The sequence below is a fragment of the Microbulbifer variabilis ATCC 700307 genome (genome assembly GCF_000380565.1).
Taxonomy (GTDB): domain Bacteria; phylum Pseudomonadota; class Gammaproteobacteria; order Pseudomonadales; family Cellvibrionaceae; genus Microbulbifer; species Microbulbifer variabilis.
Window position 1 is genome coordinate 1 of record NZ_AQYJ01000025.1, and the last position, 13,948, is coordinate 13,948.

The following is a 13,948-nucleotide window of genomic DNA, read 5'->3' on the forward strand; positions in this document are numbered from 1 at the left end:
GTACTTTTCTACAGAGTTGGCGCCGGTCTGTACAACATGAATCTCTACGGGCACACCTTCGTCGCCAGTGACAGAAGACTTGAACAAACCACCGGAAGAAGCGTCAATACGCTTGGTGAAAGTGACTTCGCTCAGGCTGGGGCGAGAGGCTTCACGGTTGGAGGTAGCACCAGCTTCCATGGTGATACCACGGCCAACACCAAAGTTGAAGCTGTCAACTTCGATCCAGTCTTCGTAACCTTTGGCGGTGACGTTGCCTTTGGTGGCTTTGTTATTGAAGTTCATGTAGATAGCCATGGGGATTCCCTCTTGGTTGGCTTTTGATGTTGGTGGTTAATCCTTTACCAAAGCGATGAAGCGGTAGCTCAGGTAACGTCGCAGTGGCAACTGGGGTGATTTAAACAGAGAGAAAAGCAAAAAAAAACTATATTTTTTCGTTATTTAATCGACTCTGGCACCAATTAACTGAAGCCCTTTTACTGTTGTTGGGAATATGCCTGCTGAGCGTATTCGACTCTGACACCAATTAAATATACAGACAATTACAGTTTAATTTTCCGTCTCGCAAAAATTTGGAAGGATTTTGAAAATTTAAGAATTGCTAGCTCTCTTATATTAATTGAAATTATTTTAATAGGGGCAGAGTTGAAAGATAAGATACGTATTGTTTGGCCTAGTGGCTCTTCGCCCGGCCCAGAGCAAGCTGAAAGTGGGTTAACGGAAGATGGTGATGTCACTGTCGTTGTGCGTCAGGATGCTGCCGGCTCCAATGACCGTCCACCAATTCCTGGAATTAATCATCACTGGTAGAATTATTAATATGGAAGAAGCTTGCCACATTGGATTAACCAACTGAGTGGTACCAAAGGGAACCGCTTTAAATCGTGCAGTTGAGCTGACACAGTTTATCTCTCCCCTTCCCTAGCCAGTTATTCATTCCGATAAAGGGGCTGCCATTCGCAGCTAAGGACAAGGTCTTAAAGACGGTCAGAGTATTGAAGCTGAATGCTTAAGCAACACACGGCACATGCAGCAGTTGCAGGTACCCTAAATTCTTCCGATCGTCGAACCATTATTCGGATGAGTGAAGAATTCCTTTGGAGTTACTTTCGATTTTACCGAGCTGATCAGTGGACCTATCGTCTATTCGGAGTAAGTGATTGTTGAAGAGGTTGGTGCCCTATCATGCCAATAGTTTTCGTGGTGATAGCGCTTGTTCTGATTTGCTGAATTAACGACCTATTGCGAGCTCCCTCTTTAATAACAATATAACCCAGCTGGAAATAACAAATGGAGCGCTTAAAATAATAATATCAGCACCCATAAGGGCCATCGCAATTGGAACGGTTAATACACTACCTGCAAGAGGGGCTAGCCACTGCTTACTTCCATTTGATAGTGCAATAGCACTCAGAGATGCGTTGTAGCCAAAGATTCCAGCTAGGATTAGTGTTGGTGGTAAAGCTAGGAACATGGCCAGGAATGTGGCAAGCAGTCCACCAATTATGCTCCAAAGCGCATGAGACTTATTCGAAATGAAAAGTCCAACTAAAAAGCAAATACCGGTAATGGCATTGTTTTGAAATATAATCTGACCTATACCTTCAAATATCCCCCATGTTGAAATTTTTTCATTCATGGATGTTACGGCTGGCGCTAGGTCCTGTGTTGGGGCAAATATCCATATAGCCCATATCACCAGAATGTATGGTGCAGTATAAGGCGGAAGGAAAATGTGAAGCATCATAAAGCGTATGATCAATACTGTTAGAGCGCTTCCACCAATAATTAATAAAATAGTAATTGGGGATGGAGCATATAATAAGAATATGACTATACCGATCAAGGCTCCATTGTACCCAAATAATCCCTCTTCAATGTGTTTCACAGGGTAATGCAAAATTCCTGCACAAACGGTCGCTGTGATAACACCAAGTACTGCTCCAAGAGCCATGGTAACCGAATTAACTGCTACTCCGGATAAGAATAAAACACCACTTAATGCGTTTTTTTGAAGGATGACTTGGCTTACGCCTCTGAATAGACTAACTAGATAGTATCTGATTTTTGTAGGTGTCGACTTTGTCATTGAGATTTTACTAGGGACTTTTGATGAGGTTTTTACTCTTCGGGCAATCGTCAGCAAGTGCTGCCACTTGATTTCGGTAATCTTCATTTAGGATTGCTATGTACAAACTATTGCTCCTATTTTTCTACTTGATTATGAGATGCTCTATTAAATTATATGGTGTTCTCGAGGAAGCTTTGAAGATTAGAGTGAGGGAGCTTGTACTCATTAAATTTCTGTCATGATGATGTGAGTAAAGTGCGACGCTAGATACAGCATGTAAAGGCTACCCTATGTGTCCAGCTGTAGTGACTACGGCACGCTAGGTGATTAAGTTGGAGCAATATGTCGCGATACACTCGGAAACGATAACCTCAGTATGGCCGGGCCTTCGTCCTGCCAATAAGACAAGAGTGTAATTTCCAAGTGCTGTAAAGAAATAGTCGATGCGCTATGCCCTAACAAAATACCAGTCAGCTTAGCTGACTGGTATTGGGCTATATTGGTCGCCTTTTATGTTATTTGATCACAGTTACCTGGGCCGGAACTGGTATGGACCCACCCTACAGAAAACTAACTATAGGGCGGGTGTCAGCCTAATTACTGAGCACTAGCGCTAAGAGTAACGCCGGAGTAGTCTGAGTAGGCGCGAATGCTGATATACCAGGTGCCTGCATCTGGATTGCTGATATTGCAGCTTTCATCATTGCCCCATTCGTAGGGACGGCAGTCATATGCCGTGCGGGAAGGCTCTTGGCCGTAGCGCACGTAGAGGTCAGCATCGCCAGAGCCACCTTCCATAACGGCGCTCAACGTTGAGGCTCCGCTATTAACATCAATGGTGAAGTGCTGCCAGCTGTTGCTGGAACCAGTAAGGCCAGTCTGTTCCCAGTTATCGCTACCGCCACCGCCGTTACCTCCGGTGTAGCTACCTTCGAGGCTCACGCCGGAGAAAGAGCTATAGCCACGCACCATGACGTGATAAGTTCCGCCCTGTACGTTAGCGATGTCACAGGTTTCGTTGTTACCTGATGTGTAGGGGCGGCAGTCATAAGTGCTGGTAGTCGGTGCGCTGCCAAAGCGAACATAGAGGTCAGCATCGCCGCTTCCACCAGACATTTTAAAGGAGAGGTCCGTGGCATTTTCGGGGACATCCAGGGTGAAGTAAATTTCCTCACCACTGCTACCCTGGATACCGGTCTCAGTGACACCGTTTTCGAGTTCTCCGCCATCGTTACCACCACCGCCACCATCACCACCGTTGGCCATGGCTACGGCCGCAGCTGCATCGACTATACCGGTACCACAGCTGTTGCACGAAGCAGGGAAACTCCTCGCGGTGCTCGTGAGAATTGATTCGACTTCGTCTGGTGTAAGACTGGAGTCTACGGAATAAAGCAATGCCGCAGCGCCTGCAACGTGGGGCGCAGCCATGCTGGTGCCCTGGATGTAATAGTAACTGTCACTGCCGGGGTCAGTGGTGCCGTTGTTATAGGTGGAAAGAATGCCATCGGAATCGTTGGCGAAGCTCTGTGCTCCTCCTGGCGCTGCAACGTCTACCACATTGCCGTAGTTAGAGTAGTAAGCACGGCCGCCACTGCGATTAGTCGCAGCGACTGAGATCACCCCATTACAGTTCGCAGGGGTAAATTGGCTTGCATTAGTATTGCTATTACCGGCGGCTACAACAACGGTAGCGCCGAGGCTGCGAGCGGTATTGATGGCATTCTGCGTGGTAGTGCCGCAGCTGCCGCCGCCGCCAAGACTCAGATTAAGCACCTGGGCAGGATTGGCGTTGTTCGGCAGGCCACTGACAGAACCGCCGGCGCCCCAGATCATGCCATCGGCAATATCTGAGGTATAGCCCCCGCAACGGCCGAGTACACGTATTGGGACTATCTTGGCCTCGTAGGCGACACCGGCAATGCCTATATTATTGTTGGTAACCCCAGCGATAGTGCCAGCGACATGGGTGCCGTGCCAGCTGCTGTTGCTTGAAGAGCTATCGCCGCAAGTTCCAGAACTATACCAATCACCGGGATCGGTAGCATCACTATCGCGGCCATCGCCATCCACTGAGACGAAGGTATCGGAAATCATATCGTAGCCCGGCAGAATATTGTCTGCCAGGTCGGCGTGGGGACGATAACCAGTATCGAGCACTGCAACCACTGCCCCATTGCCCTGGGTGACATCCCAGGCTGATGGAAGATTCAAACCGCCGGTGGTTTCATAGTAGTGCCACTGATTGAGATAGCTTGGGTCATTGGGTACAGCCATCGCTCGCATGATCAGATCCGGTTCTGCGTATTCAACATCCGGGTCCTGGTTCAATCGCTCGATAATTGCGTTTACTTCAGCTCTATTTTTCCGACCTTCCAGGCGCATTACCTGGGCGCCAGTAGCCATACGACGTAGGTGCTGCATTTTATGGCCGGCACGACGGGAGGCTTTTTCTACCGTTTCCTTTGCCATGATCGTAGCCCGTCCGACCTTAGCGCTTTCCTTGTACTTCACAATGATGCGATCAGTCAGCAGTGTGTTGTCCGCCTCTTCCGCATGGGCAGCGAAAGGCGCTGTACAAAGTAACGAAATTGCACTTGCCAGAGCTGTCTTTTGCAAAAGAATTTTCAATGATGATTTCATTATTGTGGTTTCTCCGAAGTTATTTTTATCCAAGTATCAAAAAATATTTTGATATTTGGATACTTCTGAACCGCCCTGTCTTAGCTAAATAAATTCGCTAAAAGGTAAACCCAAAAACTGCTCAATTTAGGATTATTTAGTTAGCCAGGGCGAAGTTGGCACCACTGTTTCATTTTTGGTGCGAATCTATAACGACTTAGCAAATATTGTCCTCATCGAAGACTCTGAAAGTGACGTGACCTACAGCGACAAATTTAAACTTTTCATAAAAAATTTAAGTGATGTGTAATTTTCCGCAAAAAAATCGTGATGTGGTTCACGGGGGATGCCAAGGAAAGAGGTTAATAAAACTCTTATGAAAAAAATTATGATTCACTTTCGTTGAAATAATATAATGTTATATCATATCAAAATAATTTTTCTTAACTAGAATTGCCAGTAGTTGGGAAGCCGCCTTAGTAGGGTAAAAAGTTGCCTTTCACATCTGAGATAGCAAAGAGTTCCTGTTGATATTTCCTCAACATTTCAACTTAAAGGAACTTCGACTTAGCAGCCTTGGCCTTCAATACGCGATACGCGTCTTACGGGTTTGTCGGGGAGTGGGTCCGGATTATGCGCCTGTACTCTCTAGATCATTGAGCGTTGCCGGGAGCTGTGAATGGAGTCTCGCCATGTTGGGTCTTGTATCAAGTCCAACTCGATAACGCCTTTTTGAACGAAACAACTCCACGGCATGGACCAATCTTAGAGGATTGTTAAAATAATGATTAGCGACACCCACCAAGGGTAGTGAATTCCGTGTTTGTCGATACTCCACTTAGTTTTCAGCATTTATATTGTTAAGTTGTAGTTTGTACCAATGAAAAATTTTTTGAGAAAAACCTACGTTATTTTAACTTCTCTTTTGGCGACAGGAATGCTCGCAATGAACATTCTTGCTAAGGACAGATATTCCGAGATCCACGGTCCTGTAATTTTGTATGCCTTTACTTCTCAACTTGTACTTTGGTTGCTGGTAATGCCAGCTCTATTTCTGAATAAGAAATGGGCATACTTTGCGTCCATTTCTATATTGCTGTTCCAGCAACTGACGCTTGTTGTACAGGGAACTTGGAAACTAGATACTTTCGGATTTTTTGGAATCTCTTTGATATTGTTTCACTGGTTTAGTGATGGGGAACTCTTCACTAAAGGAACCTCCAGACAAGCCGTTAAAACCGATCCGTCGAATAGATATGCTCCACCTCAATCGGAGTTGTAAGCGCCCATGGGTAGGTTTTGGCCTACCCCAGTTCCTCAGAGTCCAGATATTGAAAAGAGCTTATGGTTCTCAATTAGGCTTAGAAAATCATTGATTTTTTTGTCACTTAAGGACTTTGATTTACGAGAAACGCCTAGCCGAGTACCTATCTACACTAAACATCAACTCATATATATCAGTGAAAGCGAACAAAAGCTTAACGATCACAGCCACTTTACAAAAGCGGCTGAAAATTACACTACCCCTATTCCAAAGTCAGCCACGAGAGGACTGAAAAGCTTTAAGGGGTATCTCTAACCAAGAGGATGAGATCATTGAGCGGGTAGTTGTATTTAGACATTGCCCATTGTGGTAATTTGGCGTTCAAAGAGTTTATTTTCAGCCGATGTCACAATGAGCCAAAAACCGCCTGCACAATTCAATATCCTGATCGTTGAAGACGATCGTGAGCTCAATAATCAACTCAGTGAAATGATCCAGAGCGCGGGGTATCGGGTGAATGCCTGCTATGACGGCAATAGCGCACTGTTGCAAGCTGCGAAGGAACAACATCAGTTAATTTTGCTCGATTTGATGCTTCCAGAAATGGACGGTATTTCCTTGCTTAAAATATTACGCAAGACAAACCAAGTGCCGGTCATAATCCTAACGGCTATGGGGGCCGAGGAGGAAAGGATCACTGGACTGCGCCAAGGGGCGGATGACTATGTGGCTAAACCATTTAATAAGACTGAACTGCTATTAAGGATTGAGGCCTTATTGCGCCGGAGCCAGCCTGTGCAGGCAGAAACTCTCAACCATATGGAAATCGATAACCTCCATCTCAACCTAAATGCTCAGCAAGCTTTTGCCGGGGAATTGGCGATTGAATTCACTGCTATCCAGTTCAAGCTGCTGTGGGAGCTGGCGGTGCATCGGGGGGAGGTCCTGAGTAAAGCATACCTTTCTCAACAGGTTCTCAACCGCACTTTAGGTGCTTATGATCGCAGCTTGGATATGCATTTAAGTCGGATCAGACGTAAGTTGGCCTGTGCAGGTTGGCGTGGAGACCGGCTGCAGACAGTACACGGCAAGGGGTATTGTCTAAAATGAGCCGCAAACTCCTTTGGAAGCTTTGCCTCCTAATTACCGCAGGTATAGTCGCCCTCTTTTACACGATCAACTCCCTGACCATCCGTACTGAGGAGCAGATGAGCCTGCTTGAGCCATCTCATCGGGAGGAGTTGAAGCAGTGGGGTCAGGAGGCCGAAGCACTTTTTCTCTCTGGCGATAATTCGAAGTTAGATCGGTGGCTAAAAGCATTGCAGAAACAGGAGAATACCTGGGCCACCGTTACGCAGTATGAAGTGACACATATCGCTGGTGAGAGGGGTAACGAGCATCGCTATATCGGATACAACCTGGGCCGCGATGTTGAATGGAAGGTTCACCTGTATTTTGAAGATAATCCGGTGATGGAAATCCCTTTTGTAACTAAGCAAACCAGCCTGTTGATACTCCTTCCCGATAGAATGCGCCCCGGCGGCTACTGGCAAACTACCCGGCTGGTGCTTCAAATACTCCTCCCCATGGGGATTTTGGCCTTAGTCTCTCTATTGCTCTACCGCCACATTATGAACCCCCTGCGCAAACTGGAGCAGGCAACTCGGGAGTTCAGCCGCGGCAACTTCGATATACGTGTACATCGCCAACTGGGCAATCGCGACGATGAGATTTCCCAACTGGCAAAAACCTTTGATCAGATGGCCGCTCGTATTGGTGAGCAAATTGTCAATCAACGCCAGTTGATTGCAGATCTCTCCCATGAACTGAGAACCCCTCTCACTCGCTTGGATATTGCTATCGAAAGTGCCAGCACTTCACATTCAGATGACAAAAATATCCAGCGCATTCAACGGGAGTCCTCCCATATACGGCGCTTGGTGGAAGATACGCTTACCCTTGCCTGGCTGGACAACGAGCAGCCTTCCGCAGGCATTGAAAATCTAGATCTGGTAGATCTTATCGATGTGATTGTGGAGGATGCCCGGTTTGAATTCCCCGATCGCACTATCTGTACCTACTTGCCAGACTCTGCGGAAATAAAACATTCCAATCACCAAGCGGTTGGCCAGGCCCTGGAAAATATACTGCGCAACGCAATGCGCTATACACCGGAGGGGCAGACCGTCCACGTCCTTCTTGAGAGAAACCGGGATGGAAACTTTGTTATTGATGTTGAAGATTCTGGGCCCGGAGTCCCAGAAGCATTATTGGACAGCATTTTTAAACCGTTTTTCCGGGTGGATCAGTCGCGTACATCGAAATCCAAGAATTTTGGCCTTGGTCTAGCCCTGGCGCGGCGCCAACTAAACAGTGTGGGCGCTACAGTGGTGGCCTCCAACCGCCCTGCCGGGGGCTTGTGTATGAGGATCATTCTTCCGGCTCAACCACCGATGTGCTTGGAGCCCGCATAGGCCAGGACTTTAGAAAAGCCTGAAGCAATCAAATGTAACAAATGCAACACCGCTGTACTTCATAAGTGCCAATAGGAATAATTCGCATTTGCAAATAAGTGACTCTGTGAAGGACAGCGAAATGGCCCGCAACATTTCTCACAACAAATACGCGTTAGTCCCCTTTATGATATCCAGCGCTCTGGCTTCTGGTATCAGCCAAGCCCAGCAGACGCAGCAAGAAGGTCCGACTGAAGAACCTTTAGAAACCGTGGTAGTTGTCGGCGTCGCCACAGATACCGAAATCACACCTGAAGAACTCGATAAGCAGCAGGCAAATGATCTTAGCGATATTTTTCGCCAGATACCGTCCGTATCTGTAGGTGGATCGCTGGGTATCGCTCAAAAAATTTACATCCGCGGTATGGAAGACACCCTTCTCAATGTAACCGTTGATGGTGCCCCACAAACCAGCACCCTTTTCCACCATATAGGCCGGGTATCGATAGAACCAGAGTTGTTGGAAAAAGTTGAGGTGCAAGCTGGAGCGGGCGAGGCTACCAGCGGGGCCGGTGCAATTGGAGGAGCAATCCGCTTTGAGACCAAAGATGCCGATGATCTGCTTGATGAAGGTGAACAGCTTGGCGCAATGGTGAAAGGCGGTTTATTCAGTAATGATGGCCAAAAGGCCAGTGCCTCAGTTTATGGCAAGCTCTCTGACAGCTGGGGACTACTGGGTTCATTTGTGACGGTTGATCGCGATGATATGGAGGATGGCGACGGTGACACTATCTATGGCACAGCCTCCGACCAGGATCTCGCATTTATAAAATTGAGTGGCAATTTATCTGAAGATCAAAAACTGAGTGTCAGCTTTGAACAGCGGGAAGAGTCCGGGGAATTCAGCAAGCACCCCAACTGGCCCGCCCTCCAGAGAGCCATTCTCTACCCAATGGAAACTGAACGACAGACATTTGTCGTTAACCACCAGTTTTCACTCAATGAACTGATCAATCTGGAAACAACGGTTTACCACACAAAATCAGAGGCATGGCGGGAGCTATACGATTACAGGGCTTCCGTGGAATCCCTTGGCTTTGATTTGCGCAATACCAGTAGTATCGGCCAGCACACCATCAACTACGGTATAGAGGCCCGAGAGGATGAAGTGGAAGGCCTGGAGGGGGGGCTCTATTCCTGGCTTGAAGAAGGCCAGGTTCGCGGTGCCTATATTCAGGATCATTGGCAGGCTACAGATGCTCTGTTACTGAGTTTTGGACTGCGCTACGACAAGTATGAGTTGGAGCAGGTAACCCATGATGATGAAGCCGATAGCCAGGGCTTCAGCCCCAATATTGGTATGAGCTACTCGTTTACTGATGCGCTCACCCTCACCGTGGGCCATGCAACAGCGATGCGTGGCAAGGAGGTTGGAGATGGATTTACACTTTGGTCGGCAGAACTCGCTCCTGACCTGGATCCTGAGACCGTCGACAATACCGAGCTTGGGTTAGAATATAGCCAGGATGGCCTTGGGCTAAAAGCTGCTATCTACCGCAGTGCTATCGATGACGTTATTTTTGATCAGGTAGGGCGTCCAGTTTACTACGAAAATATTGGTGAACTTGAGACTGAAGGATTTGAACTCAGTGCCTCTTATGTGTGGGATCAGCTAAGCATCAGCGCCGCATTTAATCACAATGATTCGGAGCTGAATGGAGAGACTGTAGAGGGATATGAACACAACGGTTTGGCGAATGCTCGTGGTGATACATGGAACCTGACTGCCAGCTACGCGATTACAACTAAGTTGGAGCTGGGCTGGAATTTCACCCTGGTACAGGACTTGAATGATATTGAAGTCTTACATCGCTCAGTAGAAGTTGACGACGAAGTCGACACCACCCAAAAGGTCGATAAGCCAGGTTACCAAGTACACGATCTTTACTTGCATTGGGAACCTGGGGCAGATGATCGCCTAAATGTGAATTTAGCGGTGCAAAACCTGTTTAATGAGCATTACCGGGATCACTCCAGCGTAGCGGATTATAGCGATATCCCTGGATTTGGTAACGTAGCTGGCATTTATGAGGCAGGTCGAGATATTCGACTATCGGTAGACTACAGATTCTAATTTCCTCTAATTATTTTATTTACTATCAGGGCGCAATGCACTTGTATTGCGTCCTTTATTGCTTATGAAATCCAGAAACCGTTTATTGTGGATCAAGCTCCACACCTACTTTTCCTGCTTTTTTTTACCGATTGCAATATTATACATTGCCACTGGTGTACTTTATCTTTTCGATATAAAAGGCGGTGCTGAAGAAGAATATGAATATACTCTCTCATTGCCTGAAGGATTACCCAAAAGCGAGACAGAAACCCTGGGTGTTGTTTCCCCACTTATCGAGCCCAAACAAATCGCCCTGCCCTCGGATTTTTATCTTGAAGATGAATACATCGGTTGGTATGGCTACAAACGGGAAGTTTATCTAGAGCCGAACAAAGACCAAAATGGGGCTACCCTCCACATCAAGGAGCATGACCTCTGGCATCAGTTTTTACTGATTCACAAGGGGCATGCCGGACCTGTGTTTTGGTTGTCGGCAATTATGTTGGGGGCAAGCCTGGTGTTTAGTTTGATCAGCGGATTGGTAGTTGCTTTTGCTGTACCAAAATTCAGGAAAGCTGCCGTACAGTTTACCTCGCTTGGCCTCATCTCCCTGATTATTGCTTTTTTTATGGGAGGGAGCGGGATATAACTATATCTGGCATATCAAGATTTTAAAAAAATGGCGTATCGGAGTGGTTTACCATCACAAGCAATCGACCTGATACGCCAAGGGCGTCCCATTTTATAGATGCTTTACTTTTGTTGGTTCGCCCTCTTCATTAAGTCTGATTCTGGTAAGGATTGTGAAGATGATGCGTCTTAAGTTGTATCTTAGCTAGCTGAATCCATATTCTTACTCCAGGCCATAGGCAAAAACGCATCATCAAGACTGACTTTAAGATTGTGAGTGGAATAATTTGAGAGCACTTTAAGGCTGGTGCCAACAATCACTTCTAAAACAGCCTCCTTGGTATAACCAGCTGCGAGAAACCTCTCAACCTCTTCTTCTGTTGCCCATCCACGTTTCTCATTGATAAGGATGCAGAAAGTCCGTAACGCCTCGAGCTTAGGATCACCAATTGGCGTGCCGTTGCGTAGTGCCTTGACTACCTCCTTATCAACACCAGCCATTTTGGAAACTGCCGTATGTGCAGCCATACAGTAGGTGCACCCATTCAGGCGACTATTTGTCATCAAGATTATCTCCCGCTCTGTTTCACTCAAACGAGATTTATCAAATAGCTCCATAAGCGTTAGATAGCTCTCTACCATTACGGGTGATTCAGCCATGGTGGCCATTAGGTTGGGCACAAACCCCATTTTTTTCTTAGCGGCTTCTAGGGTTTTTTTAGAGGCATCTGGAGCTGTTTCAATTGTGTATCTTGTAAAATTGACCATGAGCTTTACCTTTATATTGCTCGATATAAAATTGCATTGAATATCCACAAAGTTTTGAACCATCAAAGCAATTATCTCAAATTGCTCTGTACCTCTTTGGCACTTGTTTTGTGTTAAAGAGGTACAGATGTTGTCCCACTATGCAGCCGTAGACTGACTCAACTTATCAAGCACTGGAAATAGGTCATTCGGCTCAGGACGACGTGTATAGTCAGGATTGACTTCCGCATAGGTGATAACTCCATCAGTACCTATGACATATCTTGCGGGCATAGGTAAATTCCATTCTCCATCACGGTGGATGATTGGGAGTTCGACTTTGAACATCCTGTGGAACTCAATTACATAGGGTTGCAATGTCCAGCGGATACCAAACTTGGCAGCGAGTTCTCCTCCCTGGTCAGTAAGAATTGGGAAGCTCAATTTGTTATCTCGCTGGGATTTACGACTTTCAGCGGGGCCTTGCATGGAAATAGCTACCAGAGTTGCACCACGAGCTCTGATTTCGTCGGCAACCTCTTCCAGTGCCCGCAGCTCAATATTGCAGTAAGGGCACCATACCCCGCGATAAAAAGTTAGAATGACGGGGCCTTTAGCGAGGAGTTCATCCAAGACAACTTCTTTGCCTTCAGAGTCTTGCAATGCAAAATGTGGGACTTTCTCTCCTACTTTGATTGACTGCTCAACCTGACCACTATCAGCCAATTCCTTGGAGGACCGAGCAAAGGCTTCGAGCGCACCTGCTGGGGCCTGCTTCTTAAACACCTCTTTAAAAGCATCTAGTTTCTCTTGAAGAGACATAATCTATTCCTCTAATCGTTTAAATTTTCAGCCTGGGGCGATGGGTAAACTCCGATGTAACCAAAAGGTTACGAACATGACTCTTGAATTAGCCTTCAAGTAAGTATCTACGCCAAGCCACTATCGAGAAGATTAGTTACTTTGAAATGTGCTATAAACATGCTATTTTGAAACTCATTGTATCCACGAAGGACACAATCAATGTTTCAGCAAGCTCATTTGAACGAGATAGTCGTATTTATCGCTGTAGCCGAGCATGGGAGCTTTACAAAAGCTGCAGCATCATTGAACTCAACCAAATCAGGCACGGGTAAGGCCGTTAAGAAGCTTGAGGAGGAATTGGGCCTTAAGTTATTCAACAGAACAACACGCAGTATCAGGTTGACAGAAGAAGGCAAGATATTTCTTGATGCCGCTAAACATGCGATTGAAACAATCAATGACGCTAGGTTACTGCTGAATGCTAGAAAGGATGAACCCGCTGGGCGCTTACGTATCAATTTACCGATAGGAATTGGTCGAAATATTGTAAGTGCTTTAAAAAACTTCACGCAGTTACATCCCAAGGTTACTGTCGAGGTTTCTCTTTCAGACAGCCTAGAAGATGCTATCAGAGGTGAATGGGACGTCGTTGTGAGAATCGGTAAACTAGAAGATAGTTCTTTTATCGCAAAAACATTGTGCGAATCCAAACGTATCCTGTGTGCTTCGCCAAAATATCTATCACAAAAAGGTAAACCTAAGACTTTAGAAGAGCTGAGAGAACATGACGCGCTTGTATTTCGAGCACCTACTGGAAAAGTGAGAGCCTGGTCATTTCGAGAAAATGATGGTTCAATTATTGAGTTTTCCCCTTCCCCACTGGCAATATTTAGAGATGGACGAACTTTAATAGACGCAGTTGTTTCTGGTATGGGTATAGCCCAGGTATACGATAAAGCACTCGACTCTTCTATTCAGAGTGGAGAAGTTGTTGAGTTATTTCCGGAGAAAGTGGTGCCTGGCCCACCTGTTAGCGCACTGATTCCTAGCGGGAGAGCTATGCCTGCAAAAACCAGAGTTTTCATCGATTTTTTGAAAAATGAGCTTAATTAAGCTTCCGGATACTAAATGTAATAATCCAAATACCATCTGGTGCTGGCTCTGTTGTTTGATCCAAAGGTTCCAGGAAGTCTGTAAAGCTCAGCACTACAACTTAATCCTTAGCAGACGAGTCCCCATTT

12 protein-coding genes are annotated in these 13,948 nt (G+C 46.3%); 7 read left to right on the forward strand and 5 right to left on the reverse strand.

The window, feature by feature from the left end; all coding sequences use genetic code 11:
- On the reverse strand, window positions 1–297 hold a 297-nt coding region (locus G367_RS0108755; RefSeq protein ID WP_020411089.1), incomplete at its 3' end, for an Hcp family type VI secretion system effector.
- Between the two features lie 348 nt (window positions 298–645).
- On the opposite strand from G367_RS0108755, the gene G367_RS26105 reads away from it, so the two are divergent.
- A complete protein-coding gene (locus tag G367_RS26105; protein ID WP_020412745.1) occupies window positions 646–810 on the forward strand; it encodes a hypothetical protein in 165 nt (54 codons plus the stop codon).
- 421 nt (window positions 811–1,231) lie between these two features.
- On the opposite strand, the gene G367_RS0108765 is transcribed toward G367_RS26105, so the two are convergent.
- Window positions 1,232–2,176 (reverse strand): urea transporter, encoded by a 945-nt coding sequence (locus G367_RS0108765; RefSeq protein WP_020412746.1) that lies wholly within the window; start codon window positions 2,174–2,176, stop codon window positions 1,232–1,234.
- A 492-nt stretch (window positions 2,177–2,668) separates the two neighbouring features.
- On the reverse strand, window positions 2,669–4,714 hold the full coding sequence (locus G367_RS0108770) for a S8 family peptidase (protein WP_020412747.1): 2,046 nt from the start codon (window positions 4,712–4,714) through the stop codon (window positions 2,669–2,671).
- 859 nt (window positions 4,715–5,573) lie between these two features.
- Here G367_RS0108770 and G367_RS0108775 point away from each other — a divergent pair.
- The 5 genes from G367_RS0108775 (at window position 5,574) to G367_RS0108795 (ending at window position 11,175) form a co-directional block, all read left to right on the forward strand.
- Window positions 5,574–5,975: a hypothetical protein gene (locus tag G367_RS0108775; RefSeq protein WP_157533434.1), complete on the forward strand. Its 402-nt coding sequence runs from the start codon at window positions 5,574–5,576 to the stop codon at window positions 5,973–5,975.
- 393 nt (window positions 5,976–6,368) lie between these two features.
- On the forward strand, window positions 6,369–7,067 hold the full coding sequence (locus G367_RS0108780; protein ID WP_020412749.1) for a response regulator transcription factor: 699 nt from the start codon (window positions 6,369–6,371) through the stop codon (window positions 7,065–7,067).
- Complete coding sequence (locus G367_RS0108785) at window positions 7,064–8,431, forward strand: sensor histidine kinase (protein WP_020412750.1); 1,368 nt, start codon at window positions 7,064–7,066, stop codon at window positions 8,429–8,431. Before G367_RS0108780 ends, G367_RS0108785 begins: the two co-directional genes overlap by 4 nt.
- A 121-nt stretch (window positions 8,432–8,552) precedes the next feature.
- Complete coding sequence (locus G367_RS0108790; RefSeq protein ID WP_211214919.1) at window positions 8,553–10,544, forward strand: TonB-dependent receptor; 1,992 nt, start codon at window positions 8,553–8,555, stop codon at window positions 10,542–10,544.
- A gap of 85 nt (window positions 10,545–10,629) precedes the next feature.
- Window positions 10,630–11,175: a PepSY domain-containing protein gene (locus G367_RS0108795; RefSeq protein ID WP_020412752.1), complete on the forward strand. Its 546-nt coding sequence runs from the start codon at window positions 10,630–10,632 to the stop codon at window positions 11,173–11,175.
- A gap of 182 nt (window positions 11,176–11,357) precedes the next feature.
- Here the strand turns inward: G367_RS0108795 and G367_RS0108800 are convergent, their stop codons facing one another.
- Both G367_RS0108800 and G367_RS0108805 read right to left on the reverse strand, forming a co-directional pair.
- Window positions 11,358–11,924 (reverse strand): carboxymuconolactone decarboxylase family protein, encoded by a 567-nt coding sequence (locus tag G367_RS0108800; RefSeq protein ID WP_026305015.1) that lies wholly within the window; start codon window positions 11,922–11,924, stop codon window positions 11,358–11,360.
- 138 nt (window positions 11,925–12,062) lie between these two features.
- Window positions 12,063–12,725 carry a peroxiredoxin-like family protein gene (locus G367_RS0108805; protein ID WP_020412754.1) on the reverse strand — a complete coding sequence of 221 codons (663 nt, stop codon included), beginning with the start codon at window positions 12,723–12,725 and terminating at the stop codon, window positions 12,063–12,065.
- A gap of 201 nt (window positions 12,726–12,926) precedes the next feature.
- Between G367_RS0108805 and G367_RS0108810 the strand changes: the two genes are divergently transcribed.
- Entirely contained in the window at window positions 12,927–13,820 is an 894-nt protein-coding gene (locus G367_RS0108810) for a LysR family transcriptional regulator (protein ID WP_020412755.1), read from the forward strand.
- The last annotated feature ends 128 nt before the right edge of the window (window positions 13,821–13,948 follow it).

Bases quoted from the DNA above. Each gene is read 5' to 3' on its own strand.
- G367_RS0108765 (WP_020412746.1), bottom strand. From the start codon at position 2,176: ATGAAGATTACCGAAATCAAGTGGCAGCACTTGCTGACGATTGCCCGA.
- G367_RS0108770 (WP_020412747.1), bottom strand. From the start codon at position 4,714: ATGAAATCATCATTGAAAATTCTTTTGCAAAAGACAGCTCTGGCAAGT.
- G367_RS0108775 (WP_157533434.1), top strand. From the start codon at position 5,574: ATGAAAAATTTTTTGAGAAAAACCTACGTTATTTTAACTTCTCTTTTG.
- G367_RS0108780 (WP_020412749.1), top strand. From the start codon at position 6,369: ATGAGCCAAAAACCGCCTGCACAATTCAATATCCTGATCGTTGAAGAC.
- G367_RS0108785 (WP_020412750.1), top strand. From the start codon at position 7,064: ATGAGCCGCAAACTCCTTTGGAAGCTTTGCCTCCTAATTACCGCAGGT.
- G367_RS0108790 (WP_211214919.1), top strand. From the start codon at position 8,553: ATGGCCCGCAACATTTCTCACAACAAATACGCGTTAGTCCCCTTTATG.
- G367_RS0108800 (WP_026305015.1), bottom strand. From the start codon at position 11,924: ATGGTCAATTTTACAAGATACACAATTGAAACAGCTCCAGATGCCTCT.
- G367_RS0108805 (WP_020412754.1), bottom strand. From the start codon at position 12,725: ATGTCTCTTCAAGAGAAACTAGATGCTTTTAAAGAGGTGTTTAAGAAG.
- G367_RS0108810 (WP_020412755.1), top strand. From the start codon at position 12,927: ATGTTTCAGCAAGCTCATTTGAACGAGATAGTCGTATTTATCGCTGTA.